Genomic DNA, 25,170 nt, shown 5'->3' with positions numbered 1-25,170 from the left:
CGTCCTCAGGTGAGCGAGCCTGGGTCTGGGGGTACGTCGACGGCGTGGTCGCGGAGGGCGGTGAGGGGGATGGTGTCCAGGGTGCGGGCGTGGGTGGAGGCCAGTACTACGGGGGCCGGGGCGCCGGCGTGGTACGCCTGGAGCCAGCGGGTGGCCACTACGCACCAGCGGTCGCCTGGCTCGAGGCCGGGGAAGTTGTACTCGGGGCGGGGGGTGACCAAGTCGTTGCCGACCGAGGCCTGGTGGGCGAGGAACTCCGCGGTCATGACCGCGCAGACGGTGTGGCTGCCGAGGTCCTCGGGGCCGCTCGTGCAGCAGCCGTCGCGGTAGAAGCCCGTGACCGGGTCGGTCCCGCACTCCTCCAGCGGCTCGCCGAGCACGTTCAGGTCGCTGTCCATGGCGACATCCTCGCCCGGGACCGGCTCCGAACCGGTCAGCTCGCCTTGGTGTCGCCCAGCCGCAGGTGCTCGTCGACCGATTCGCCGGCCTTGATCAGCTCCTTGGCCTTGTCGGCGTACATGTCGACGTACTCCTGGCCGGACAGCCCCATCAGCGCGTACATGATCTCGTCGGTGACCGAACGCAGCACGAACCGGTCCCGCTCCATACCCTCGTAGCGGGAGAAGTCCAGCGGCTCGCCGAATGCGACGCCCGGGCGGACCAGGCGCGGCAGCAGCTTGCCCTTCTCGCGGTAGAAGAAGTTCGGCCGGACCTTGCCCGGCGGCTGCAGCTTCTCGGTGTCGATCATCGCGACCGGGATCACCGGGACGCCGGCCACGATCGCCATCCGGGCGACGCCGGTCTTGCCCTTGTACAGCCGGCCGTCGGGCGAGCGGGTGCCCTCCGGGTAGATCCCGAACAGGCCGCCCTTCTCGAGGATGCCCAGCCCGGTGTTCAGCGCGGCCAGCGAGGCGCGCCCGCCGGACCGGTCGATCGGGATCTGGCCCACCGAGCGGAAGAAGGTGGCGACCAGCTTCCCCTTCAGGCCGGGAGCGGTGAAGTACTCCGACTTCGCCGGGAACACGATCTGCCGCGGCACCGAGACCGGCAGGAAGATCGAGTCGCAGAACGCCAGGTGGTTACTGACCAGCAGCGCCGGACCGGTGGTCGGCACGTGCTCGACGCCGGTCACCTTCGGCCGGAAGAGCAGCTTGACCAGTGGCGCGACCAGGAACCGTCTCAGGAACAGGTACAGCATCCGTCTCGACCTCCGTCACTCGCCCGACACACCCGACTCGCATCACCCGACAACGCTCACCAACCCATCGTCGGCCGTACCCTCGTCCGGCACCAGTGCCCACCGGTGGCGGCCAGGCGACATCTTCGGCGCGCCGACCGTTCCGGTGCGGACACTACGTTCCAGCTTCCCCCTCAGGCAATGTCACCGCCAGGAATGTTGGTGTTGCGCACCGTGTTGTCACCTGGATGCAGACTGGATGCAGCCCAGATGCGACGATTGATACGCGCCCTGGCCGGTCTCCGGTCCGGGCGTCTGTGAGGATCGGACCGGCGAGGAGTCGAGCGTGCCAGTGCAAGCCCACGCGGAGGAGATTCGCAGTCCCGGCAGCGGGGAGAACGCGGCCGTCGGGGTCCTGCTCAGCCATGGGTTCACCGGCTCGCCGAAGTCGATGCGGCCGTTGGCCGAACACCTCGCCGCCGAGGGGTACGGCGTCGCCGTGCCGCGCCTGCCCGGTCACGGGACCAACTGGCAGGAGATGAACAAGACCGGCTGGCCGGACTGGTACGCCGTACTCGGGAACGAACTGGAGCGCCTGCGCAAGGAGCACGACCGGGTGTTCCTGGTCGGACTGTCGATGGGCGGCTGCCTGGTGCTGAGGCTGGCGGAGGAGCACGGCACGGACGTTTCCGGTCTGGTCCTGATCAACCCGTCGGTCCGCACCGACGACAAGCGGTTGGCGCTGCTCCCGGTGCTGGCCAAGCTCGTGCCGTCGTTCCCCGGCATCTCGAACGACATCAAGAAGCCGGGCGCCGACGAGGGCGCGTACGACCGGATGCCGCTGCGTGCGTTGCTCTCGCTGTCGCAGCTCTGGAAGCTCACCCGCGCAGATCTGCCCAAAGTCACTCAGCCGGTGCTGCTGTTCCGCAGTACTGTCGATCATGTGGTGGAGCCGAGCTCGGGGCGGACGGTGCTGTCCTCGATCTCGTCCCGCGATGTGACCGAGACCCTGCTCGAGGACAGCTATCACGTGGCAACCCTGGACAACGACGCGCCGCGGATCTTCGCGGACTCGACAGCCTTCATCCGGCGGCTGAGCGGTAACAGTGATGCGTGACAACGGACTGACCGCGGCGTCGTACACGTCGCTCGGCGGGATCGACCCGTTGGTCGCCGAGCCGGTTCTGCACGCGCTCGCCGCGGCCGGGATCGCGGCGTACTGCGAGAACCAGAGCGAGGCCCGCACGCCGGAGGAAGCCGAGGAGCCGGTCCGGATTCCGGTCGGGTACGACGAGATCTTCGTCGACGCCGAGGCGGTCGACAAGGCTCGACCGGTGATCGACCGCAGTACCGAGGACGCGGAGTGGGAGTCGCTGGTCCAGCAGTTCAGCCAGCCGTCCGCGCCGGGCCACGACGGCGGCGAGGACCCGGTCCCGCGGTGGCCGGCCAGCGAGGACGTCGACGACAAGTACGAGCCGCTGATCGACGTGCCGACCGGGCTGACCGTCGAGGAGACGCCCGCGGTCGACGAGGAGCCCGCGAAGCCGACCCGGAAGGACGATGACCCGCACGACCACTTCGTGCCGCCGGAGCCGCCGCGCGGTCCGCGGCTGGACTGGATCAGCCGGCTCGCCTGGCTCGGACTCATCGGCGGTCCGCTGTTGCTGATCGCGGCAGCCGTGCTCGACTTCGGCACCGGCCGGATCACCACGATCGCGGTGACCGGCTTCATCGGCGGATTCCTCACGCTGGTGTTCCGGATGAAGGACCGTCTCCCTCCGGGAGACGGCGGCGACGACGGGGCGGTCGTCTGAGCTAGCATTCGGATCGTCGGACAATCCGACGAATCCCGAGGGAGGGTACCCCGTGCAGGTCACCGAGACGGTCGAGATCACCGGCCACCTGATGGACTCCGGGCTGCTGTCCCGCGTCCTCGACGACATCCGCGGGTACGGCGGCGAGTACACGCTGGACAAGTTCGACCTCGGCTACGACAAGGACGACCCCTCCACGGTCCGGATGACGGTCGGCGCGGACGACGAGGAGTCGCTGCAGCGGCTGCTGATGCGGATCCAGACCAAGGGCGCGAACTTGGTCGACCCCGGTACGCCGGAGATCACCGAGGTCTCGCAGGACGGCGTGTTCCCGGACGGGTTCTACTCGACCACGAACCTGCCGACCAGCGTGCGGCTCGGCGGCCACTGGGTCCTGGTGCAGAACCCGGAGATGGACTGCGGTCTGCTCGTCGAAGGCGAGACGGTGCGGACCATTCCGATGTCCGACGTCCGGGCGGGAATGCGGATCGTGACCAGCGCGCAGGGCGTCCGGGTGACTCCCCCGATCGTGGTCGACACCGAAGAGGGCTTCGGCTTCATGGAGTCGGACGTGTCGTCGGAGAAGCCGCAGCGGGTGCTGGTGAAGCAGGTCGCGGACGGCATGCGCGAGGCGAAGGCGAACGGGCAGAAGGTGCTGTGGGTCGGCGGACCCGGCATCGTCCACACCGGCGCCGCGCCGGCCATGGTGGCGATCGTCGAAGCCGGGTACGTCGACGTGCTGTTCGCCGGCAATGCGCTCGCGACGCACGACATCGAGTCGTCGCTGTACGGGACGTCGCTCGGGGTGGATCTGTCCCGCGGGCGGGGCGTGGAGCACGGGCACGAGCACCACATCCGCGCGATCAACACGATCCGCAAGGCCGGGTCGATCGCGGACGCCGTACAGCAGGGGGTGCTGACGTCGGGCGTGATGCACTCACTGGTGCGGAACGGGAAGAAGTTCGTGCTGGTCGGATCCGTGCGCGACGACGGTCCGCTGCCGGACGTCTACACCGACGTCCTCGAGGGGCAGCGCGCGATGCGGGCCGAGCTGGACGGCGTCGGCTACTGCCTGATGGCCGCGACCATGCTGCACTCGGTTGCCACTGGCAACATCTTGCCGGCGTCGATGCCGCTGACCTGCGTGGACATCAACCCGGCGACCGTGACCAAGCTCGCCGATCGCGGTTCGTCCCAGGCGCGTGGCATCGTCACCGACGTCGGCCTGTTCATCGAGCACCTGGCCCGCGAGCTGTCACCGGAGTACGCCGACAACAAGTGACCCGTTAGCGAGCGAGACTGGTTCGGTGACTGACGACTTCGAATCGTTCCTGCGCCGGTTCGAGGAGGCCAACTCCGCCTTCATCAACGGGGATCCGTCGTTGTGGATGCCGCTGGTGTCGCACAGCGAGCAGTCCTCGATCTTCGGCGGCTTCGGCGGCCAGGAGGTCGGCTGGACGCAGATCGGGCCGCGGTACGAGTGGGCGTCGTCACAGTTCCGCGACACCGGCGCGAAGGTCGAGTTCGAGTACCTCGAGAAGCACGCCGGCGCGGACACGGCGTACACGGTGGCGATCGAGCGCTGCACGGTGCACCACATCAACCAGCCCGAGCCGGTCCCGCACGTACTGCGGGCGACGATGGTCTTCCGCCGCGAATCCGGCACCTGGAAGCTGACCCACCGGCATGCCGACCCCCTCAACCCCAAGGCAGGCCCCTCAGGGCCCTGATCGCGCCTTGGGGTCACCCGCGGCCAGAGGCGGGGCCAGACTGACGGCTGCCACGGTCGGGCCCTTGGCGGTGGTCGGGGCGTTGACCGTCGGAGCCGGTAAGCGCCGGGCCCACCCACGCGCCCCCGGAGGTCCGGTCACGGTCCAGGCCGACGGCGATGGCGTGGTTCTCCTGAGCCTCCCTCTGCACAAGCCTCGCAAGCAGAGCGACCGCGTCGGCGTCGGCACCGCGAGGCTCCCGCACGGCGTTGTACGCCCTGTCGGACAGGTGATACCGAGCGACCACTGCGTTCTCGTAGACCTTGTCCGGCTCGATGCCGGTGTAGCCCTCGTCTCCGGCCGGCACCAGCACCGCCAGGTTCCGGGACGCGGAGAAGGTGGACACCTGGCCGACGAAGTGTGCGTTGCCTTGGATCTCCGCGTAGGTTTCGGTCTCGTCACTCCAGCCGGTCGAGGACTTCACGGCGGCGATCAGATCCCGGCCCCTGACCGGCGGATTGAACTCGATCGCTTGCTGGGCCCGCGACGCACTGAGATCGATCGGCTTCACGACACTCCTTCACTTTCGAGACCCGGCCTACGGGTAGGCGCGGAATGACAGATTTCAGCGAGCGTAGGGGCCGTCGGCGCGGCCGCGTGCCGAGCCGGTGTCCGGCCGCCGCCCGTCGGCCGCCGCGTCGGCCCCTTGGGCCGGTCTCGAGACCGCGGTCAGCGCATTCGGGTTGAGCCCCTTCGCCAGCGCGGGATCTTGCTCCGGACGGACAGCTTGCGTCAGCTTCTCGCTGAACGCGCGGACCGACTGGATCTCCTGGTCGCGGGTGTAGGGGCCGCTTTCGTCGTACGTTCTCCCGGCCACCGGCCGATCGTGCCGAACCACCACCGCGGACTCGTAGGTCGCTTCCGGATCGATGTACGCCGTCGTCTTGTCCGGCGTCACCAGCAGGTTGTCGGCATCGTTCCACCCCTGCCGGCCGACGAGGTACACGATGTCCTCGTCGAGGATCTGCTCCTTGAAGACCGCGCCACGGGTCTGTTCACAGGCCTTTTCCACCGCGTCGATCAGTTCCTGCCCGGTGATCGCACGGCCGAACTCGACGGTCTTCCTCGCGGGCGAATCGCTGAGGTCTATCAGAGCACTCTCCATCTGTCGCAGGAGAGGCCGATCCTACTGATCGAAGGGTTCCACACGGGCGTGATTGGATGGCGGTATGACCGAACTCGTGCACCTGGAGCTGGCGGACGGCGTCGCGACCATCACCCTGGATTCGCCGCACAACAAGAACGCGTTGTCGCACCAGCTGACGGGTGAGTTGCTCGAGCGGCTGGACGCGGCCGGCGCGGACGATGCGGTGCGGGCGATCATGATCCAGTCCGCGCTGGACGTGTTCTGTTCGGGAGCCGATCTGTCCGAGGCGACGACCGTCGGGATGGGGGTCGGGGCGCAGCGGATGGTCGACGTACAGCGGGCGATCGTCGCGAACCCGAAGCCGGTGGTCGCGCGGGTGGCCGGTCCGGTGCGGGCCGGCGGGATCGGGATCGTCGCGGCGGCCGACATCAGCGTCGCCGGGGAGAGCGCGACGTTCGCGTTGACCGAAGTACGACTGGGGCTCGCGGCGGCGACGATCTCGCTCACGGTCATCCCTCGGCTGACGGACCGCGCGGCGGCGTACACGTTCCTGACCGGGAACGGCTTCGACGCATTGGAGGCGGCGCGGTTCGGCCTGCTCACGCTGACGGTGCCGGACGCGGGTCTGAACGAGGCCGTCGGCACCGTGCTCACCGCGCTGCTGAAGGGCGCGCCCCAAGGCCTGCGCGAGACCAAGAAGCTCCTCAACCGCGACCTCCTCGCCAACATCGATGCCAACGGCAAGGACCTCGCCGAGCTCTCCGCCTCCCTCTTCGGCTCCCCCGCCGCCCAGGAAGCCATGCTCGCCTTCCTCAACCGCCGCAAGAACTAATTCGATTGCCGGTCCGACGGCACGCTGATGGACTGCCGGTATGCCGGAGATCAGCGACGCCCAACGCGAACAGTTCCGGGAGCAGGGGTACGTCGTCGTTCCCGGCGTACTGACCGACGAGCAGCTCGCGACCGGGCGCCGGATCGTCGCGACGATGCTGGAGCGCAAGCCGCCCGAGGGTGTCGGAGCGCATTTCCTGTGGCCGCGGTTCGGCGCGGACGGGCATCCGTTGCTCGACTTCTACCGGGCGGTCGGGCTCGCGGAGCTGGCCGGTCAGCTGCTGCGGCCGGAGCTCGCCGTACAGGACCCGGACTTCGCGCAGGTCGCGACCACGATCCCGCCGTGGCCCCACCGGCCCGGCGGCCCACATGTCGACGGGATCACGCCTGGTCTCGACGACGGCACCCCCGCGACCTTCAGCATGCTCGCCGGGCTGTGGCTGACCGGTCATGACGAGCCCGACCGCGGCAACCTGTACATCTGGCCCGGCACCCATCTCCGGCTCGGCGCGTACCTGGCCGAGCACGGCGCCGACGCCCTCGCCCGCGTCGACGAGATGAACCCTGGTCCGTACCCGGACGTCCCTCTTGGCGCGCCCATCCAGGCCAGCGGTCCGGCCGGCAGCGTCCTGTTCGCCCACTACCTGCTGGCCCACAACATCGGCGGCCACTCGGGCACGGCAGACGATGTACGCCGGGAAACCCTCTACTACCGTCTCCAGGCCACCGGCCATCGGGAACGCTGGCGTGAGGTGGTCACCGACCCGTTGGTGGAATTCAGGGTCTGAGCTCGATCAGCAGCGGGAGGTGGTCGGAGGCAGCGGCCAGGTCGGCTCGGGGGGCGGGGATGTGGCGGAGGCGGCCGTTGAGTTGGGGGGTCAGTTCGGCGGCGTCGATGCGTTTGTGGGGTGTCGTGGAGTTGAAGGTCGGGCCGGCGTCGAGGTCGAGCAGGCCCTCTTCGGCGAGGAGTTTCCAGACCGGGCCGTCGGGTTCTTCGTTGACGTCGCCGGTGAGGACGTACGGCGTACCGAACGAGCGGCACAGGGTGAGGACCTGGGTCATTTCGTGGATGCGGCCGCGGGGGTGCAGGCCGAGGTGGCAGACGACGACGGCGAGGCGGGTCGAGCCGAGGACCAGGACGCCGCCGACCGCGCCGCCGGGGAGTTGGGTGGCGATGAAGTTCAGCCGCCGGCGGACGAAGGGGCGCCAGATCCGGCGGCCGCGGATGCCGGTGAGATTGATGCCGTCGGCAACCAGGATCGCGTTCCGGGCCGAGGCCGCGACGTACCGCATCCCGAAGGTTGCCGCCATCGCGCGCCGCTTGCGCCGGGTGCCGAACCAGGTCGGCGCCTCCTGCACCAGCATCACGTCCGGCGCGCAGGCCCGCACCACCCGGGCGAGCGCCGTACGGTCGTCGCCCCAGCGGTGCACGTTGTACGACAGCACCCGCAGCATCCGGCGGGGCGTGCCGCTCATCCCTCGTTGTCGCCGTTCAGGTCGGCCGGGTGCAGCTCGGCGTCAGCAGCCGCGGCGCGCATACCGGTACGCCGGGCAGCCGACTTGCGGGCGGCCCGCTCCAACCGGGTCGAGCGCCCACGCGCAGCGGCCGTCTTCGCGGTGACAGCGGTCGTCTTGACCCGGACCCGACGCAACCAGGTCGCCTCTTCCCGAGCCAGGTCCGCCGCGCCGACCAGACCGGCCTCCGGACCGAGCACCGCCCGTACGATCCGGGCCTCCGGACGGAATCCGCGGCCGGTCAGTGTGCGTTTGAAGGCCTCCCGGGCCGGCGCCAGCAGCAGCTCGCCCGCGTCGGACACGCCACCACCGATCACGAACGTGCCGGGATCGAGCGCCGCGGCCAGGTTGGCGAGCCCGATGCCGAGCCAGCGACCGACGTCCTCGAGCAGCTCGACCGCGACCGGGTCGCCGTCCTTGGCCAGCTCGGTCACCATCGGACCGTTGATCTTGCGCGGGTCGCCGCCCGCCGCGCGCAGCAGGTTGTGCGCGACCGGCGAACCGGACAGCGCCAGCTCGCGGGCCTCGCGGGTCAGCGCGTTGCCGGACGCGTACTGCTCCCAGCAGCCGCGGTTGCCGCACTCGCAGCGGTGACCGCCCGGGACGACCTGCATGTGCCCGAACTCGCCCGCGATGCCGAACTTCCCGCGCTGCAAGGAGCCGTCGTTCAGGATCGCGCCGCCGATGCCCGTGCCCAGCGTCACGCAGACCAGGTGGCTCTCGCCCTGCCCGCCGCCGAAGCGCCACTCCGACCACGCGGCCGCGTTCGCGTCGTTCTCCACCACGACCGGCAGTCCGAGCCGTCGCTCGACCGCGTCCCGCAGCGGCTCGTGCCGCCAGGCGAGGTGCGGCGCGAACAGCACCGAGGACCGGGTCACGTCAACGAACCCGGCCGCACCGATACCGACGGCGATCACGTCGTGCCGCGACTCCAGGTCGTGCACGATCTCTGCGATCGCATCCTCGGTCTCCCTCGGATCCGTCGTCGGCGTGTCCCGCCGTACCCGGTCCAGGATGTTGGCCTCCGGGTCGACCACTCCGGCGGCGACCTTGGTCCCGCCGATGTCGATCCCGATCGTCAAAGCCTGTGTCAGAGCCAAGGTTCGACCTTTCTCGCGGTACCCCCGGTCCCCACTCCAGTATCGCTGGTCAGGACAATCACCGGGCCTTCTCCGGCGCCGGAGCCGGGCGGCGGGCCAGATCGGCGGCTCCGATCAGGCCTGCGTCGTTGCCCAGCTCGGCGAGGCTGAAGGTGGGGTGCGGGCGGTTCGACTTGGCCGGCAGTACCTTCTCGAAGGCGACCTCGGCGGACTTCATCAGTAGGTCCTTCGCCGCGCTCACGCCGCCACCGATCACGATCAGGGTCGGGTCGAACATCGTCGCGAGGCTGGCCAGCCCCTCCCCGAGCCACCGGCCCAGGTCCTCGAGCAGCTCCACCGCGCACGGGTCGCCGGCCATCGCCGCCTCGGTGATCATCGGCCCGGTCAGCTCCGCCGGGTCGGAGATCCCGCACACGCTCAGCATCTGCGCCGCCGCGACCGAACCCGACTCGGCCTGCGCCCGGCCCTCCCGCACCAGCGCCCGGCCGGACGCGTACTGCTCCAGGCACCCGCGCGCCCCGCACCCGCACCGATGCCCGCCCGGTACGACGCGCATGTGGCCGAGCTCGGCCGCGACACCATGAGCGCCCCGGAGCATCTCGCCGGCGATCACCACGCCGCCACCGATCCCGGTGCCGACCGTGATGCAGACCATGTGCTCGACGTCCTTGGCCGCGCCGAACGCGAACTCGCCCCAGGCCGCGGCGTTCGCGTCGTTCTCGACGACCACCGGGATCGTCAGCTGCTCCGCGACCCGCGCTCCGAGCGGCTCGTCCCGCCAGGCGAGGTTCGGCGCGAACAGCACGGTCGACCGGTCGGACGAGACGAATCCGGCGGCGCCGATACCGACCGCCTCCACCTCGTGCCCGGCGATCAGCTCGGCCGCCGCGTCGCAGATCGCCGCCGCGGTCGCGTCGACGTTGTCCGCCGGGGTGTCGCGGTGCGTGCGGGCCCCGATCACGCCGTCCTCGCCGACCACGCCGGCCGCGATCTTCGTACCGCCGACATCGATGCCGATCGTCAGTCCCATGGCTCGGGGTCCTCACTCACGTCGATCCGGTCCACCTTGGCCGGGGCCGGTTCCTCCTCGGGCTGCGCGGAGCTGCTCGGCCGCGACGCTGCGTCCTCCCGCGCCTGCCGGGCCGCGTCCGCCGCGGCCTCCAGCAGAGATCTCAACGAGCCGAGCACGTGCGCAGCAGCCGTCGACAGCTGCTCGATCGTCTCCGGGCTGGTGTTCCGCACCCGGTGGATCAGCTGACAGACCGGGCACCACACGCAATCGGGCCCCAGCTTGTGCTCATGCTCCGCGTCCGCAGCCGACTGCTCCGCGGTCGACTCGGCAGGCGGCGTCTCCGCCTCCGGCTCACGGACCGGCGGGATGTCCGCGGCCGCATGCTGCAGCACGGCGAACAGCTTGGCCGCCTCTTCCGCGACCGAGCCGACGGGCTCCTTACTCAAAGCCCCTCCCCGATCGCAGCGGTACGACGAGCCAGCTGCTCGTGGTACTCCGCTGTCAGGCCCTGGGCCAGCTCCTGCGCCGACTCCAACGGCCCGGCCCCGCTCGGCACCTCCGCAGGGGCAACGGGCCGCGCGGTCTCCCGCGGTGCGAACCGCACCTGCAGCCGTCCGTCGTCGAGCCGTGCACCAGCGACCACGCCACGCGCCAGCGCGGCAGGCAGCGGCAGCACCCGCCGGTACGACCCGACGGTGATGATCAGCTCGTCCCCGTGCCGCGCCAGCTCCAGCTCACTGGCCGATGCCAACGGCAACGGCATCGTCAGCGTGTACGTCCGCCCGTCGGTGTCGATGTGGCGATCCACCCACAACGACGTCTCATCGGTGGCGCGGGCGAACGGGTCGTCCCCGCCGTACATCTCCACCGCGAACGCGGCCAGCTCCTCGACCCCCACCGGCTCACAGACCCGGTACGGCGACTCCCAGATCGGCAGCGGCCGGAACGAGTCCGCGACCTCCTCCAGGATCCCGCGCTGCGCGGCGACCCACTGCCGCCGCCAGGTGTCCGCACCGGCCGCCGGGAAGACCCGGTTGGCCACGACGCCGTCCACGCGGTACCCGTACAGCGAGAGCCTGGTCAGCGACCGGCGTGCCTCGGCGACCACGACCGCCTCCGGCGTCAGCACCAGCCGCACCGAGGCGTCCGGGCCGGCCAGCAGCGTGCGGATGTCCGCCAGGTCGCTCTGCAACCGCCGCAGTGCGTCGAAGACGGTGTCGTCCGGCATCGGGATGCTCGACCCGCGGCTGAGTCCGACCCCGCGGTTGATGAAGGGCCGGAACGTCCGCATCATCTTCCGCTCGGCGTTGAAGATCCGGTCCAGGTACCAGTTCAGCGCCTCGGGCAGCCCGAGCAGCCGCAGCGTCTCCGCGGTCGGCGCGCAGTCGACGACGATCACGTCCCAGCGCCCGGACCGAACGTGGTCGCGCACCTCGAGCAGCGCGAGCACCTCCGCGGCGCCGGGCAGCACGGTCAGCTCCTCGGCCTCGATCGGGTCGACGCCGACCATGTGCAGCACCGACCGCAGGTAGTTCTGGATGTCGCCCCAGGACTGCTCGAACTTGCGCTGCGCGTCGATCTGCTGGACGAACAGCAGGTCGTCGATCTCGGTCGGCTCGGGGCCGACCTCGCTGTCGAACGCGTCCGACAGCGAATGCGCGGCGTCCGTCGACAGCACCAGCGTCCGCAGCCCGCGCAGTGCGGCGAGCGTCGCGGTACCCGCGGCGGAGGTCGTCTTGCCGACCCCGCCCTTACCCGTATACAGCAGAACCCGAGTCACTGGATCAGGACTCGACGCGCTTCTTGAGGCCCTTCAGGGCAGTGTCGATGATGACCTTCTCGGCCTTCCGCTTGAGCATCCCGATCATCGGGATCGCCACGTCGACCGCCAGCCGGTACGTCACCTCGGTCCCCTCCGCGCCCAGGTCCTTGAGGACATAGGCGCCGTCCATCCCCTTCACCATCTTCGCCTCGACCAGCGTCCAGGTCACCTCGTTGCGGGACCAGACGTAGGCCAGCGTGTACTCGTCGGAGATCGCGCCGGCGTCGACCTTGAAGCGCACCTTGTTCGGCCGGCCGGCCTCGTCGGTGGACAGCACCTCGGTCTCCCGCATCGAGTCGGCCCATTCCGGGTACGCCGCGAAGTCCGCGATCACCGCCATGATTTCCTTGGGGGTCGCGTTCACCTGGATGGTCGAGGTGGTCTGTTCCGCCATCGATTCACCTCTTCGCCGATCGAGTCTCAGTGTCCTCAACGGAGACTATCGCGGGATCGGACGAGGTACGTCGTTCGCCCGCCGCGCGGCCCGTTTCGGCTTCGTCCTTGAAGCGCCACAGGTGCTCCCGGTACGACGCGACGTACCGTTCCTTGAGCCGTTCGAGGGCCCGGCCGCGGACCGGGCGGGCCGGGTCGACGCGGAGATACCAGTGCACGACGACCCCGTCGCGGACCGGCTCCAGCCACCACTCCGCCGTACCGATCGCGGCGCCGGTGACGGCCCACCGGACCCCCTCCACCCCGCGCCGTTCGGACGGGGTCAGGGTGAGGTCCGGCCACCACTCGCGCCAGAGGGTGTCCGAACCGAGTCGCTCGGCGACGTAGGCTGGATCAGCAACGACCAGGTCGTCGCAACTGATGTCGAGCGTGGGCATGGCTCCGAACCTAGTTCCTTGGGTCACATAAAGGTGGCTACTTGTGGGTAGGTGACTGTAGCGTGCGCCGGAAGTCGACAATTCGTGACCGACTGAGGAGACGACGCGGATGCGTGAGTACACCGTTCCTGCTGTGACCGAGCCCGCGAGCGGGAGCTTGAGCGACCCGGTGTGGGCGAACGCGTCCTCCCATCCTGACACCGCGGTGTTCAGCCGCCGGGTGGCGGGCGGCGGCTGGCAGGACGTGACGGCCGCCGAGTTCGCCCAGCAGGTCATCGGCGTCGCGAAGGGCCTGATCGCGGCCGGCGTGAAGCCCGGCGAGCGGGTCGCCCTGCTCAGCCCGACGCGGTACGAGTGGACCCTCATCGACTACGCGATCTGGAGCATCGGCTCGGTCACCGTGCCGATCTACGAGACCTCCTCCCCCTCGCAGATCCAGTGGATCCTGACCGACTCCGAGGCCGTCGTCGCCGTCGTCGAGAACCCGACCCACGGCGCGGTCGTCGAGTCCGCCCGGGCCGAGGCGCCGGCGCTGCAGGAGGTCTGGCAGATCGAGGCGGGCGCGGTCGACCAGCTGACCGCGCTGGGCGCCGACATCACCGACGCCGAGTTCGACAAGCGCCGCGCCGCGGTCACCCCGGCCGACCTGGCCACACTGATCTACACCTCCGGTACGACGGGACGCCCGAAGGGCTGCAAGATCAGCCACTCGAACTTCATCGACGAGCTCGGCCCCGCGGTGAAGATCCTCGACGGCCTGTTCGACACCACCGGCGCGAGCACACTGCTGTTCCTTCCGCTGGCGCATGTGTTCGCCCGGATCATCCAGGTCGGCTGCGTGATGAAGCGGGTCAAGATCGGCCACAGCGCCGACGTGAAGAACCTGGTCGAGGACCTCGGCGCGTTCAAGCCGACGTTCATCCTCAGCGTGCCGCGGGTGTTCGAGAAGGTGTTCAACTCGGCCAGCCAGAAGGCGCACTCCGACGGCAAGGGCAAGATCTTCGACGCCGCCGCGGACACCGCGATCGCGTACTCGCAGGCGCAGGACAAGGGCGGCGCGTCGTTCGGGCTGAAGGCCAAGCACATGCTGTTCGACCGGCTGGTCTACGGCAAGCTGCGGGCCGTGCTCGGCGGCCAGGTGCAGTACGCCGTCTCCGGTGGCGCCCCGCTCGGTGATCGGCTCGGTCACTTCTTCCGCGGCATCGGCGTACCGGTCCTGGAGGGCTACGGCCTGACCGAGACGACCGCCGCGGTCTCGGTGAACCTGCCCGACGACATCCGGATCGGCACCGTCGGCCGGCCGCTTCCCGGTGTGACGGTCGCCGTTGCCGACGATGGCGAGCTGCTGTTCAAGGGCGGCCAGGTGATGCAGGGCTACTGGAAGAACGACGAGGCGACCGCGGCCGCGATCGACGCCGACGGCTGGTTCCACACCGGCGACCTGGGCGAGTTCGACGTCGACGGGTTCATCCGCATCACCGGCCGGAAGAAGGAGATCCTGGTGACGGCCGGCGGCAAGAACGTCGCGCCGACGCTGCTCGAGGACCAGATCCGGCTGCACCCGCTGATCAGCCAGTGCATGGTGGTCGGCGACGGCAAGCCGTTCATCGCGGCCCTGATCACGATCGACCCGGAGACCATCGTGCCGTGGGCGACCGAGCGCGGGAAGCCGACCGACCCGGCCGCGCTGACCCAGGACGCGGACCTGATCGCCGAGTTCCAGAAGGCGATCGACGACGCGAACGCCTCGGTCTCGCACGCCGAGGCGATCAAGAAGTTCTCGATCCTGCCGATCGACTGGACCCAGGAGACCGGCGAGCTGTCCCTCAAGCTCTCGCTCCGCCGCCACATCGTGATGGAGAAGTACGGCACGGACGTCGAGGCGCTCTACACCAGGTGAGTGGCTGACCCCGGCATCAGCCATTTGGATGATGCCGGAGCGAGCTCGTTGGGCGATGTAGCGGGGGTGCCGGTTCCGCGAAGCTCTAGTCATGATCACGAGCAGCGGGACACCGGGCGCACCGGTCGTCGAAGTCAGTAACCTGCGCAAGTCCTACGGGGGCCGGACGGTCGTCGACGACGTGTCCTTCAGCGTCGGCGAGGGTGAGATCTTCGGCATCCTCGGCCCGAACGGGGCCGGCAAGACCACCACCGTCGAGTCGATCGAGGGCCTGCGGGTCCCGGACAGCGGCCGGATCCGGATCGCCGGCCTCGACCCGATCGCCGACCACGCCGCCGTCACCCAGGTGCTCGGCGCGCAGCTCCAGGAGAGCCGGCTGCAGGACAAGCTCACCGTCCGCGAGGCGCTCGAGCTGTACTCGGCCTTCTACCCGAACCCGGCCGACTGGCGGGTGCTCGTCGAGCGGCTCGGCCTCACCGACCGGCTGGACGCCCGGTTCGGCAAGCTCAGCGGCGGCCAGCAGCAGCGGCTGTTCATCGCGCTCGCGCTGATCGGCAACCCGCGAGTCGTGGTCCTGGACGAGCTGACCACCGGGCTCGACCCGCGCGCCCGCCGCGACACCTGGGAGGTCGTCGAGGACGTCCGCGCCCGCGGTGTGACGGTCCTGCTCGTCACCCACTTCATGGAGGAGGCGCAGCGCCTCTGTGACCGGATCGCGCTGATCGACCAGGGCAAGATCACCGCGCTGGACACCCCGCAGGGGCTGATCAGCCGGGCGTCCGGGTCCACGATCATCTCGTTCACGCCGTCGGCACCGCTCGACGACACCGACCTCGCGACGCTGCCCGCGCTCGCGTCGGTCGAGCACAAGGACGACCGGCTCACCCTCCGCGGCACCGACGACACCGTCACCGCCGTGCTCTCGCTGCTCGCCCGGCACCGCATCACCGCGCATCAGCTCCGCGTCACCGACGCCACGCTGGACGACGCCTTCCTCGACCTGACTGGAGCCCACCGATGAGCACCGCCGTCCAGACCGCGCCCGAGCGGCACGCCACCCCCTACACCGCCGTCCTGCGTACCGAGGCGCGACTGTTCCGCCGCGAGCCCGGCGCTCTGTTCTGGGTGATCGCGTTCCCGCAGCTGCTGCTGATCATCCTCGGCAGCATCCCGTCCTTCCGGAAGCCCGACGACGGCCTCGGCGGCCTCCGGCTGATCGACCTGTACGTCCCCGTCCTGGTGCTGATCGCGCTGGTGATGATCGGGCTGCAGACCATGCCCACGGTCATCACCGGGTACCGCGAACGCGGCATCCTGCGCCGGATGTCGACGACTCCGGTGAAGCCGTCCGCCCTGCTCGGCGCCCAGTTCGGGCTGAACGGTGCCGCGGCCCTGCTCTCGGCCCTGATCTGCCTGACGATCGGCCGGCTCGCCTTCGACGTGGCGCTGCCGCGACAGGCGTTCGGCTACGCGCTGGCCCTGCTGCTCACGGCGGCCGCCGCGCTCTCCCTCGGCGCGCTCGTCACCGCGCTGGCCCGGACCGCGAAGGTCGCGCAGGCGATCGGTACCGGGATCTTCTTCCCGAGCATGTTCTGCGCCGGCCTCTGGATCCCGGTCAAGGCGATGCCCGACCTGATGGCGCACATCGTCGTCCTCACTCCGTTCGGGGCCGCGGCCAGCGCCCTGGACCAGGCCTTCACGGGTGCCTGGCCGTCGTGGTCGCACCTCGGCGTACTGGCCGGGTGGGCGGTCGTGCTGTCCGCCGCGGCGGCACGGTGGTTCCGCTGGGAGTAGGACCGTGATCCGGACAAGGCAAAATAGTGCCGTGACCACAGCCGAGGCGCAGATCGACCGGCGGAAGAAGGCCTTCCGCCGGTGGATGCCGTACGGCCTGCTCGCGATCGGTACCGCGCTCTCGGCGGCGACCTCGCAGCTCATCACCCCGACCGCGACCAGGCAGGTGCTGGCCGCGGCCGGGGTCGTTGCGGCGGTCGTGCTGCAGCTGCTGTGGGGCGACCGCACCGAGCGCGGCCCGAGCCGTCTCTCGGCCACGTACTACGCCGTCCGGTACGCGCTCGGCTTCGGGCTCACGCTGGTCAACCCGTTCTTCGCCTTCTTCGCCGTGGCCGGGTACTTCGACGTCGAGGAGCTGATCCCCGGCCGTCGCCGGCGCCGGGTCGCGCTGTTCGCCTGCTCGGTCCCCGTGGCCGGGTCGCAGACCGCCGGCATCCCGGTGGACGGCGGGATGCGCTGGATCGTGTTCGCCGTACTCCTGCTGGCCAACAACGTGATGCTGACGCTCGTCACCCACTTCGCCGAGCAGGAGGAGCAGCGGTCCCGCGACCGGGCCGACACCATCCTCGAGCTCCAGCAGGCGCACGATGAGAACGCCGCGTTGCAGGCGCAGCTTCTGGTCCAGGCCCGGGAGGCCGGTATCGCCGACGAACGCCGCCGGCTGGCCGCGGAGATCCACGACACCATCGCGCAGGGGCTGACCGGCATCATCGCCCAGCTCCAGGTCGTCGCGAACACCTCCGACCCGGCGTCCGTCAAGGACCACGTGAGCCTTGCGACCGACCTGGCCCGGCACAGCCTGGGCGAGGCACGGCGCTCGGTCCACAACCTCGCCCCGGTCGGCCTGTCGAACGACGGCCTGCCCGAGGCCTTGCGCAAGACCGTCGACCAGTGGGCCGAGCGGAGCGACGTACGCGCGGAGTTCACCGTGACCGGTACGCCGCAGCACCTGCACGGCGAGATCTCGGCGACGATCCTGCGCATCACCCAGGAGGCGCTGGCGAACGCGGCCAAGCACGCGGCCGCGACCCGCGTCGGCGTCACGCTCAGCTTCATGGACAGTGAGGTCACATTGGACGTTCGCGACGACGGCAAGGGCTTCGACCCGCTGTCCCTACCGGCCCGGACCCGCACCGGCGGCTTCGGCCTCGACGGCATGCGGGCCCGCGCCGAACGCATCGCCGGATCCCTGACGGTGGAGGCCGAACCAGGGTTCGGTACGGCGGTGTCGGCTCGCGTACCGTTGGTGCCCCATGCCTGACAACACAGCCGGGATCTCGCTGATTCTCGTCGACGACCACCCGGTGGTCCGCAACGGCCTGCGCGGCATGTTCGAGTCCGAGCCGGGCTTCACCGTGCTCGGCGAAGCGTCGAACGGCGTGGAGGCGGTCGAGCTGGCCGCGGACCTCGACCCGGACGTGATCCTGATGGACCTGCGGATGCCCGGCGGTGGCGGACTGGACGCCATCACCGAGCTGACCCGTCGCGGCATCCGGTCCAAGGTGCTCGTCCTCACCACCTGGGACACCGACACGGACACGCTGCCCGCGATCGAGGCCGGCGCGACCGGTTACCTGCTCAAGGACGCGCCGCAGGACGACCTGTTCAACGCCGTTCGCCAGGCCGCCGAGGGTCGCACGGTGCTGTCCCCCGCCGTCGCCTCACGGCTGGTCACAGCCGTCCGTACGCCGGCGCCGAGCCCGCTCGCCGCGCGCGAACGGCAGGTCCTGGAGCTCGTCGCGAAGGGTACGCCGAACCGCGACATCGCCCGGGAGCTGTTCATCAGCGAAGCCACGGTGAAGACCCATCTCAGCCACGTCTTCACCAAGCTCGGCGTCACCGATCGCGCGGCCGCGGTGGCCAAGGGGTACGAGCAGGGCATCCTCGGCCGGGACTGATTCCAGGATTAGCGGCGGGTACAGGTCATGACATGAAGCCATCTCCTGGACCCCGGGTGGTCAAATCTGCTCGCCCGCCGAAAGTCGCCGGTGGAGCCTTCGTCTGCAGTTGGAGCGCGGTCGGTGACTGCGCCGTCGTCCGCGTCGCCGGCCCGATCGATGTCGGCACCATGCCCACGCTCGCGGGCGAACTCCGGCATGTGATCACCACCAAACTCCCGCGGCTCGTGGTCGACCTGCGCCGGGTCACCTCGATGGAGGCAGCCGGTCTCGACGTGCTGGCCGACGCCCACGACCTGGCCGTCGAGCACGGCGGCTGGTTGCGCGCCTCCGGCGCCGCCCAATGGCTCGCCGACCTGATCCGGGCCACCCGAGCCAGCCGCCCACTCGACCACTACACAGCCCTGGCCGACGCCCTCCCCGCCTACCGCCCCAGCATCATTTCCCCCCGCTGAACGTGATGCCGTTGGTGATCTGTTTCTGGGCTACGAAGAAGATCAGCAGGCACGGGAGGGTGATCAGCACGGACGTTGCCATCAGCAACGGTGTGTCGGTGCCGTTGACCGACTGGAAGCCGGCCAGCGCGAGCGGCAGGGTCTTCCACTGGTCGGAGTTGATGTAGATCGCCGGGCCGAGGAAGTTGTTCCAGTACCCCATGAACAACAGGATCGAGACCGCGACCACCGCCGGCCGGGCCAGCGGCAGGTACACCAGCCAGAACGTCTTGAACCAGCCGCACCCGTCGACGACCGCGGCGTCGGCCAGCTCGGACGGCATCCGGGCGAAGAACTGCCGGAACAGGAAGATGTAGAACGGCGACCCGAAGAACGCCGGCAGGATCAGCGGGTACAGCGTGTCGACCATGCCGAAGTTGTTGAACAGCATGAACTGCGGCACCATCGTCACCTCCCCCGGCAGCAGCATGGTCGCCAGTACGACGGCGAACAGCACCCCGGCGAACCGCACCCGCAGCCGCGCGAACGCGAACCCGGCCAGCGAGCAGGAGAACACCGTCCCGACGATCGGGATCAGCGTGGTGAGTACCGAGTTCAGCGCGTACCGCCAGAACGGGAACGACGTCACCGCGCGGGTGTAGTTGTCCCACAGGAACTCGTGCGGTACGACGCTCGCGCCCGAGTTGCCGGCCCCCGCCAAGGAGCGCAGCGAGGTCGCGATCATCCAGAGGAACGGGTAGACGAACACCAGCGACCCGAGTGCGAGCACGACGTACAGGACGACGGTGAGCGTGACGTTGCGGCGCCAGAACGGCCGGTCCGCCCGCACGACCAAGGGTTCTGCGAGTGCGGTCATCGACGCCTCCGCTTCCGGCCGAGTTCGGTTTCGTAGTACACGGCGAACGCGCTCCCGCGCAGGGTGACCGCGGTCAGGGCGAGGATCACCACGAACAGGATCCAGGCCAGCGCGGACGCGTACCCCATCCGGAAGTTCTGGAACGCGTTGTCGTACAGGTAGTAGACGAAGAACAGCAGCGAGTCCTTCGGGCCGCCGTTCGCGATGAAGCCCTGGGTGAAGATCTGCAGCGAGCCGATGATGCCGGTCAGCGCGTTGAACAGGATGATCGGCGACAACTGCGGCAGCGTCACGTGCCAGAACTGCCGCACTGGGCCGGCGCCGTCCAGCGCCGCCGCCTCGTACAGGTTCGACGGCACGTCCTTCAGCCCGGCCAGGTAGATCACCATCGCGCCGCCGACCGTCCACAGGCTCATCAGGATCACCGTCGGCAGCGCCCACGCCGAGTCGTTGAACCATCCCGGTCCCTGGATGCCGAAGTGCGCGAGTACGTCGTTCGCCAGCCCGTACTGCGGGTTGAACACCCACAGGAACAGCACCATCTGGGCGACACCCGAGACGAGCGAAGGCAGGTACCAGACGGTCCGGAAGAACCGCATCCCTGGCAGATCCGTGTTCAGCAGCAGCGCCACCAGGAACGCCAGCACGGTTTGCAGCGGCACGCTGATCACGGCGTACAGCAGCGTGACCTTCAATGCCTGAGCGACCTGGGGATCCTGGAACGCCTCGGTGTAGTTCGCGAGGCCGACGAACTGCGGCGGAGTGATCAGGTCCCACGACGTCAGGCTGACGTAGATCGACGACGCCATCGGCCCGAGCGTGAACAGGCAGAACCCGATCAGCCACGGCGAGACGAACAGCCAGAACGCGATCGTCTTGTCGGCCCGCGGCCACTTCCGCCGCGCCCCGTATGCCGCCAGTCCGATGACGGCGTACAGGACGATCAGGAGGAGCAGGAACGGGACCAGTGGCACGAGGGCGGTGGGCACACCCCAGGACGCCGCAAGGTCACGGATCCAGCCGATGGTGGGATTCACTTCTTCAGCGCCTGCGTGCACTTCTCCGCGAGCTGCGGCAGGATCTTCGCGACGTCGTCCTTACCGGTGCCGAGCGCGGTGTAACTGGTCATCCCCTTCTCGGCGTCGCCGGAGATCTGCGCCTCCTTCGCGACCGAGACCCCGACGATGCCCGACTTCAGCGCGGTGGTGAACGCGGCCAGGTTGCGCTCGGCCGGCAGCACCTTCTCCAGCGTCGCCGTCGACGCCGCGATGATCGGTACGCCGAGCGCCGTGTTGCCCTGGATCAGCTGGTCCTGAGCGACCTGCTGCGTACTGGCGAACTCGACGAACTTCTTGGCCGTCTCGAGCTGCTTGCCGCTCGCGTTCTTCGCGATCCCGAGGCCGTCGACCTCCATCGGGAACCCCTTGCCGGGCACCGGGACCAGGGTCCAGTTCGGCTTGCTGATCTTGGCGAAGTCGGCGACCGTCCACGGCCCGAAGTCGCTGAACGTCCCGAGCCGCCCGGCCGCGAACCACTGCGCCTGGTCCTGCCCCTGGATGTCGGTCGAGGTCGGCGCGTAGCGGTTCTTCTGCATGTCGACGACGTACTGCGCGGTCTGTACGCCGGTCCCGTCGCCGAAGGTGCACTCGGTCGCGCCGTCGTTGTAGTAGCTGCCGCCCGCCGCGGTCAGCCAGCCCCGATACCAGAGATTGCTGGAGCCGTACACGCGTGCCTTGCCGTCGCCGTGCGACAGCTTGGCTGCGGTCGCCTTGAACTCGTCGAGCGTCAGCGGTGTCGTTGCGCTGGGCAACGGTACGCCGGCGGCCTTGAAGGCGTCGGTGTTGATCGCCATCACCTTGGGCTTGGCGGCGAACGGCATCGCGAAGTACTTGTCCTGGTACTGCATCGCCGCGGCGATGTTCGGCTGCACGTACTTGCCCGGGTCAACGGTCTGCTCGGCGAAGCTGGGCGTGAACCCGGCCAGGCTGGTGTTGCTGATCTCCATCACCGTCGACTGGGCGCCGGCCGCGATCGAGGTCTGCAGCTTCTGCTCGTAGTCGGCCTGGATCCAGTTGGTGGTCACCTTGGTGCCCGGGTTCGCCTCCTCGAAGGCGGCCGCGATCGCCTTCAGCGACGCGGCTTCGGAGTTCGTGCCCCAGAACGAGAAGCTGATCTCGGCGGTGCCGGTGTCCTTGTTCGAGGCGGGGGCGTTGCCGGTCGCGCAGCCGGCGGCCAGCAGGAGGGCGATCGCGGTGGGCAGGAGTTTCTTCATGAGCGGTCCTTGGTCACCCGGGCGGATTGACCCGGTTCGAGGGAGTGGGTCTCGGTGCCGACGGTCACGGTGAGCGGACCCGGTCCGCTGTGCACGGTGACTTCGGTCGTGTGCCGGCCTTCCTGGCTGACGCGTAGGTCCCAGTCGCCGACCGGGAGGTGGTCGGCGGTGAGTGCGTCGAGTTCGGCGGGCAGGTGTGATTCGACGGTCAGGGTCGCGTTCGGCGCATCCGGTCGGAGGCCGAGCAGCCCGGCGACCAGGTGCTCGACGACGGTGAACGAGATCTCCGGGTAGTCGTCGCGGCTGTCGATCAGGTGCTTGGTCCAGCGCCAGGCGGACTCGTCCCGGCCGTGCTTGAACAGGAACTCGGGCCAGTAGCTGAACGACTCGATGTTGAGCGGCGGATGAGCCTCCATCTGGGCCTCGAGGTAGTCGAGGAACCGCTCGTTGCGCTCCCCCGTCCCGCTCAGCCCGAACAACGGGACCAGCGTGTGCGACTCCAGTCCCCAGTCGAAGTCCAGTCCGTCCTTGGTGATGCCGCGGGCGAAGTGATCCCCGTTCCACCACCCGTCGTACGTCGACTGGATCCGGTCGGCCTCGGCGTGCCGGCCGAGCTTGCGGAGTACGCCGTACTGCGTCGCGAGGCCGTCACCGGCGACGAACAGGGGCGCCTCGCGCTCGTTGTAGGTGGCGGTGCCGAGGAAGATGTCCGCGGTCCCGCCGGCCTCGGGGATGCCGTCGCCGTCGGCATCGTGTGCCTCGACGAACTCACCGACGCTGTGCCGGTAGTACGCCGCCAGGTCAGGGTCGTCGATCCAGCGGCGGTCACCGGTCCAGTCGTACTGCTCCAGCGCCCGATAGGTCAGGTCGAACACCGCGGGGATCTCCCGGACGAAGTGCTCGTCGTCGTGGTAGTCGAGGGCGGCGATGCGGCCGTCGAAGTGGAAGGCCCAGATCGGGAACCACTTCCGGGCCGGCGTGGCCGACCGGGCGAAGTGCCGGAACATCGCGAAGTTCTCCGCGTCCAGGCCGAGCAGGTGCGCACCGGCGGCCTGGTGGCAGACGTCGCGGGAGTAGAACATCTCCCGGGACGGGTAGCCGGCCCAGTACGACGGCAGGTTGCCGGCTCCCGTCTGCACCCAGGCGAGAGCGCGCTTCCGGGCCCAGGTGAAGGCCTCGTCGACGTAGGCGCTGCTGGACGTCAGGGTCAGCACAGCAACTCCTCACAAAGGGGATATTAGCGCTAAAACTAGAGACGTAAGGCAATTTCGTCAATACCTTCTGGGGCCCGTGTTTTACCGCTATAGTCCAGGTCGTGACGACTTTCGAGATCCGCTCTCCCGACGGCCGCACCACCCGGACCGGCACCCTCACCGGACCGGGCGCGATCACGCCGCGACCGCTCGGGACACCCGGGCTGCAGTCCTACGACGTGACTGCTGGTGATGCGGTGACGTTGCGGTGGACGTGGCCGGCCGAGGATGCCGTGACGCTGTGGCGGCCGACGCAGGACTCCCGGCGGAACCTGCCGACCGACTGGGGCTCGCACCGCGACATCCGCTCGGTCCGCTCCGCGCCGGTCGCGACCCTCGTGGATGCACAGGACCGGGCCATCGTCACGGTGTCCCTGTCGTCGAACGTTCGCGGCTGCGACTTCGCGGTGGGTGTGAACGAGGAGACAGCCGAGCAGCTCGTCGAACTCACCGTGACCGACGTCGAGGGCGGGTCCTTCACTTTGCGGATCGACACCCGGACCCAGCACTTCGCGGATGCACTGCGAGCGGTGACTGCCGAGTGGACGGCCGAGCTGGGTGACCGGATCGCCCCGGTGCCCGACATCGCGCGGACCGCGATGTACTCGACCTGGTACAGCGACCACCAGCACGTGTCCTCCGAGTCCATCGAGCGGCATGCCCGCGCGGGAGCGGCGTACGGCTGCACCGCGGTGATCGTCGACGACGGCTGGCAGACGGACGACACCCGGCGCGGGTACGCGTACTGCGGCGACTGGGAGCCGACCAGCCAGACGTTCCCCGACATGGCCGAGCATGTACGGCGCGTGCACGAGCTCGGCCAGCGGTACGTGCTGTGGCTCGCGCCGCCGTTGATCGGGGTGCACTCGAAGGCCTGGGACCGGTTGAAGGACCGCACCCTCGGGTTCGCCGATGGCGAGGTCACCGCGGTGCTGGATCCGCGCTATCCCGAGGTCCGCGAGCACCTCCTCGAGTGCTGCATCCGGCCGGTGCGCGACTGGGGTGTCGACGGCCTCAAGCTCGACTTCATCGATTCGTGGGCGCGGGACGATGTGCCGCCGGCGCCGGGTGGCGATTGCGATTCGGTCGACGAAGGTGTGGAGAAGTTCCTGCAGGCGGTCACGGACGAGCTGCGCCGGCTGCGGGCCGACGTACTGATCGAGTTCCGGCAGGACTACGTGAACCCGCGGCTGTGGCAGTTCGGCACGTTCCTGCGGGCCGGCGACTGCGCGCTCGACCCGGTGGAGAACCGCGTCCGTACGGTCGACTGCCGGCTGCTGGCCGGTGATCGCGCGGTGCACTCCGACATGCTGCTGTGGCACCCGTCGGCGTCCGCGGAGAACGTTGCGCACCAGTTCATCGGAGCCTTGTTCAGTACGCCGCAGGTGTCGATGGAGCTCGACGCGCTGTCGCCGGAGCACGAGCAGGTCGTCCGCCACTGGCTCGGGTTCATGCGCGAGTACGCCGACGTGCTGTTGCGCGGCGTACTGCTGCCGTCTCGCGCCGATGCGCGGTACACGCAGGTGCGTGCGGTCGGTGCGTCCGAGACCATCGTCGCGGTGTTCGCCAACCCCGTTGTGCGGGTATCGGACTCGTGCACGCTGGTTGTGAACGGCGGCGCGGACGGCAGGATCTACGTCGAAGGGGCTGATGGTGGGCCGGTGGAGCTCGTAGTGTCGGACTGCGCCGGCGTCGAAGTTTCTCGGAGCACGGTGACACCGGCGGGGCTGTGGGCGGTCGACGTACCGGTCGGCGGGGTGGCCCGGATCGTGCGTAACTAAGGGG

The 25,170-nt window shown here is 69.4% G+C and carries 28 protein-coding genes; 13 read left to right on the top strand and 15 right to left on the bottom strand.

Going from position 1 to position 25,170, the window contains the following annotated elements; genetic code table 11:
• Window positions 1-5: 5 nt before the first annotated feature.
• Both OHA18_RS30580 and OHA18_RS30575 read right to left on the bottom strand, forming a co-directional pair.
• The gene (locus tag OHA18_RS30580; protein WP_328998789.1) at window positions 6-398 is read right to left on the bottom strand and encodes a DUF2237 family protein; all 393 of its coding nucleotides are present in this window, start codon (window positions 396-398) and stop codon (window positions 6-8) included.
• A 35-nt stretch (window positions 399-433) separates the two neighbouring features.
• The gene (locus OHA18_RS30575; RefSeq protein WP_328998788.1) at window positions 434-1,198 is read right to left on the bottom strand and encodes a lysophospholipid acyltransferase family protein; all 765 of its coding nucleotides are present in this window, start codon (window positions 1,196-1,198) and stop codon (window positions 434-436) included.
• Between the two features lie 325 nt (window positions 1,199-1,523).
• Between OHA18_RS30575 and OHA18_RS30570 the strand changes: the two genes are divergently transcribed.
• From OHA18_RS30570 to OHA18_RS30555, 4 genes are read left to right on the top strand one after another with little or no spacing between them, the layout of a single operon-like run.
• On the top strand, window positions 1,524-2,294 hold the full coding sequence (locus OHA18_RS30570; protein ID WP_328998787.1) for an alpha/beta hydrolase: 771 nt from the start codon (window positions 1,524-1,526) through the stop codon (window positions 2,292-2,294).
• Window positions 2,287-2,991, top strand: coding sequence for a hypothetical protein (locus OHA18_RS30565; protein ID WP_328998786.1), 705 nt, complete (start codon window positions 2,287-2,289; stop codon window positions 2,989-2,991). Before OHA18_RS30570 ends, OHA18_RS30565 begins: the two co-directional genes overlap by 8 nt.
• 52 nt (window positions 2,992-3,043) lie before the next feature.
• On the top strand, window positions 3,044-4,273 hold the full coding sequence (locus tag OHA18_RS30560; protein WP_328998785.1) for an ornithine cyclodeaminase: 1,230 nt from the start codon (window positions 3,044-3,046) through the stop codon (window positions 4,271-4,273).
• 25 nt (window positions 4,274-4,298) lie between these two features.
• Entirely contained in the window at window positions 4,299-4,721 is a 423-nt protein-coding gene (locus OHA18_RS30555; protein ID WP_328998784.1) for a YybH family protein, read from the top strand.
• 13 nt (window positions 4,722-4,734) lie between these two features.
• Here OHA18_RS30555 and OHA18_RS30550 read toward each other — a convergent pair whose 3' ends face one another.
• Window positions 4,735-5,271 (bottom strand): hypothetical protein, encoded by a 537-nt coding sequence (locus OHA18_RS30550; RefSeq protein ID WP_328998783.1) that lies wholly within the window; start codon window positions 5,269-5,271, stop codon window positions 4,735-4,737.
• Window positions 5,272-5,325: 54 nt separating this feature from the next.
• The gene (locus OHA18_RS30545) at window positions 5,326-5,865 is read right to left on the bottom strand and encodes a hypothetical protein (protein ID WP_328998782.1); all 540 of its coding nucleotides are present in this window, start codon (window positions 5,863-5,865) and stop codon (window positions 5,326-5,328) included.
• A gap of 64 nt (window positions 5,866-5,929) precedes the next feature.
• Here OHA18_RS30545 and OHA18_RS30540 point away from each other — a divergent pair, with 64 nt between their 5' ends.
• Window positions 5,930-6,679 carry an enoyl-CoA hydratase-related protein gene (locus OHA18_RS30540; RefSeq protein WP_328998781.1) on the top strand — a complete coding sequence of 250 codons (750 nt, stop codon included), beginning with the start codon at window positions 5,930-5,932 and terminating at the stop codon, window positions 6,677-6,679.
• 40 nt (window positions 6,680-6,719) lie between these two features.
• Window positions 6,720-7,466, top strand: a complete 747-nt coding sequence (locus OHA18_RS30535) for a phytanoyl-CoA dioxygenase family protein (protein ID WP_328998780.1) — start codon at window positions 6,720-6,722, stop codon at window positions 7,464-7,466.
• Here the strand turns inward: OHA18_RS30535 and OHA18_RS30530 are convergent.
• From OHA18_RS30530 to OHA18_RS30500, 7 genes are read right to left on the bottom strand one after another with little or no spacing between them, the layout of a single operon-like run.
• A complete protein-coding gene (locus OHA18_RS30530) occupies window positions 7,456-8,154 on the bottom strand; it encodes an endonuclease/exonuclease/phosphatase family protein (protein WP_328998779.1) in 699 nt (232 codons plus the stop codon). The genes OHA18_RS30535 and OHA18_RS30530 overlap by 11 nt on opposite strands.
• Entirely contained in the window at window positions 8,151-9,293 is a 1,143-nt protein-coding gene (locus tag OHA18_RS30525) for an ROK family glucokinase (RefSeq protein ID WP_328998778.1), read from the bottom strand. The genes OHA18_RS30530 and OHA18_RS30525 overlap by 4 nt, the downstream gene beginning before the upstream one ends.
• 58 nt (window positions 9,294-9,351) lie before the next feature.
• Window positions 9,352-10,323, bottom strand: a complete 972-nt coding sequence (locus tag OHA18_RS30520; RefSeq protein WP_328998777.1) for an ROK family glucokinase — start codon at window positions 10,321-10,323, stop codon at window positions 9,352-9,354.
• Complete coding sequence (locus OHA18_RS30515; protein ID WP_328998776.1) at window positions 10,314-10,751, bottom strand: hypothetical protein; 438 nt, start codon at window positions 10,749-10,751, stop codon at window positions 10,314-10,316. The genes OHA18_RS30520 and OHA18_RS30515 overlap by 10 nt, the downstream gene beginning before the upstream one ends.
• Window positions 10,748-12,085 (bottom strand): ArsA family ATPase, encoded by a 1,338-nt coding sequence (locus OHA18_RS30510; RefSeq protein WP_328998775.1) that lies wholly within the window; start codon window positions 12,083-12,085, stop codon window positions 10,748-10,750. The genes OHA18_RS30515 and OHA18_RS30510 overlap by 4 nt, the downstream gene beginning before the upstream one ends.
• A 4-nt stretch (window positions 12,086-12,089) precedes the next feature.
• On the bottom strand, window positions 12,090-12,521 hold the full coding sequence (locus tag OHA18_RS30505) for an SRPBCC family protein (protein ID WP_131342091.1): 432 nt from the start codon (window positions 12,519-12,521) through the stop codon (window positions 12,090-12,092).
• A 4-nt stretch (window positions 12,522-12,525) separates the two neighbouring features.
• Window positions 12,526-12,957: a polyketide cyclase / dehydrase and lipid transport gene (locus tag OHA18_RS30500; protein WP_328998774.1), complete on the bottom strand. Its 432-nt coding sequence runs from the start codon at window positions 12,955-12,957 to the stop codon at window positions 12,526-12,528.
• A gap of 109 nt (window positions 12,958-13,066) precedes the next feature.
• On the opposite strand from OHA18_RS30500, the gene OHA18_RS30495 reads away from it, so the two are divergent.
• From OHA18_RS30495 to OHA18_RS30470, 6 genes are all read left to right on the top strand, one after another.
• Entirely contained in the window at window positions 13,067-14,857 is a 1,791-nt protein-coding gene (locus OHA18_RS30495; RefSeq protein WP_328998773.1) for an AMP-dependent synthetase/ligase, read from the top strand.
• A 91-nt stretch (window positions 14,858-14,948) separates the two neighbouring features.
• On the top strand, window positions 14,949-15,878 hold the full coding sequence (locus tag OHA18_RS30490) for an ABC transporter ATP-binding protein (protein WP_328998772.1): 930 nt from the start codon (window positions 14,949-14,951) through the stop codon (window positions 15,876-15,878).
• Window positions 15,875-16,651 carry an ABC transporter permease gene (locus OHA18_RS30485; protein WP_328998771.1) on the top strand — a complete coding sequence of 259 codons (777 nt, stop codon included), beginning with the start codon at window positions 15,875-15,877 and terminating at the stop codon, window positions 16,649-16,651. The genes OHA18_RS30490 and OHA18_RS30485 overlap by 4 nt, the downstream gene beginning before the upstream one ends.
• A gap of 31 nt (window positions 16,652-16,682) precedes the next feature.
• Entirely contained in the window at window positions 16,683-17,912 is a 1,230-nt protein-coding gene (locus OHA18_RS30480) for a sensor histidine kinase (RefSeq protein ID WP_328998770.1), read from the top strand.
• Entirely contained in the window at window positions 17,905-18,549 is a 645-nt protein-coding gene (locus OHA18_RS30475; RefSeq protein ID WP_328998769.1) for a response regulator transcription factor, read from the top strand. Before OHA18_RS30480 ends, OHA18_RS30475 begins: the two co-directional genes overlap by 8 nt.
• 56 nt (window positions 18,550-18,605) lie before the next feature.
• Window positions 18,606-19,004 carry an STAS domain-containing protein gene (locus tag OHA18_RS30470; protein WP_328998768.1) on the top strand — a complete coding sequence of 133 codons (399 nt, stop codon included), beginning with the start codon at window positions 18,606-18,608 and terminating at the stop codon, window positions 19,002-19,004.
• Here the strand turns inward: OHA18_RS30470 and OHA18_RS30465 are convergent.
• Genes OHA18_RS30465 through OHA18_RS30450 form a run of 4 tightly spaced genes read right to left on the bottom strand, consistent with a single transcriptional unit; the run spans window position 18,988 to window position 23,346 of the window.
• Window positions 18,988-19,860: a carbohydrate ABC transporter permease gene (locus OHA18_RS30465; protein ID WP_328998767.1), complete on the bottom strand. Its 873-nt coding sequence runs from the start codon at window positions 19,858-19,860 to the stop codon at window positions 18,988-18,990. The two genes, OHA18_RS30470 and OHA18_RS30465, sit on opposite strands and share 17 nt — an antisense overlap.
• Window positions 19,857-20,897 carry a carbohydrate ABC transporter permease gene (locus OHA18_RS30460; protein ID WP_328998766.1) on the bottom strand — a complete coding sequence of 347 codons (1,041 nt, stop codon included), beginning with the start codon at window positions 20,895-20,897 and terminating at the stop codon, window positions 19,857-19,859. The genes OHA18_RS30465 and OHA18_RS30460 overlap by 4 nt, the downstream gene beginning before the upstream one ends.
• The gene (locus tag OHA18_RS30455; protein WP_328998765.1) at window positions 20,894-22,132 is read right to left on the bottom strand and encodes an extracellular solute-binding protein; all 1,239 of its coding nucleotides are present in this window, start codon (window positions 22,130-22,132) and stop codon (window positions 20,894-20,896) included. The genes OHA18_RS30460 and OHA18_RS30455 overlap by 4 nt, the downstream gene beginning before the upstream one ends.
• Complete coding sequence (locus tag OHA18_RS30450) at window positions 22,129-23,346, bottom strand: hypothetical protein (protein ID WP_328998764.1); 1,218 nt, start codon at window positions 23,344-23,346, stop codon at window positions 22,129-22,131. Before OHA18_RS30450 ends, OHA18_RS30455 begins: the two co-directional genes overlap by 4 nt.
• Window positions 23,347-23,447: 101 nt before the next feature.
• Here OHA18_RS30450 and OHA18_RS30445 point away from each other — a divergent pair, with 101 nt between their 5' ends.
• Complete coding sequence (locus OHA18_RS30445) at window positions 23,448-25,166, top strand: glycoside hydrolase family 36 protein (protein ID WP_328998763.1); 1,719 nt, start codon at window positions 23,448-23,450, stop codon at window positions 25,164-25,166.
• Window positions 25,167-25,170: the final 4 nt, after the last annotated feature.

The organism is Kribbella sp. NBC_00709 (genome assembly GCF_036226565.1).
In the GTDB taxonomy this organism is placed as follows: domain Bacteria; phylum Actinomycetota; class Actinomycetes; order Propionibacteriales; family Kribbellaceae; genus Kribbella.
This window is presented reverse-complemented; position numbering and strand designations above follow the sequence as displayed.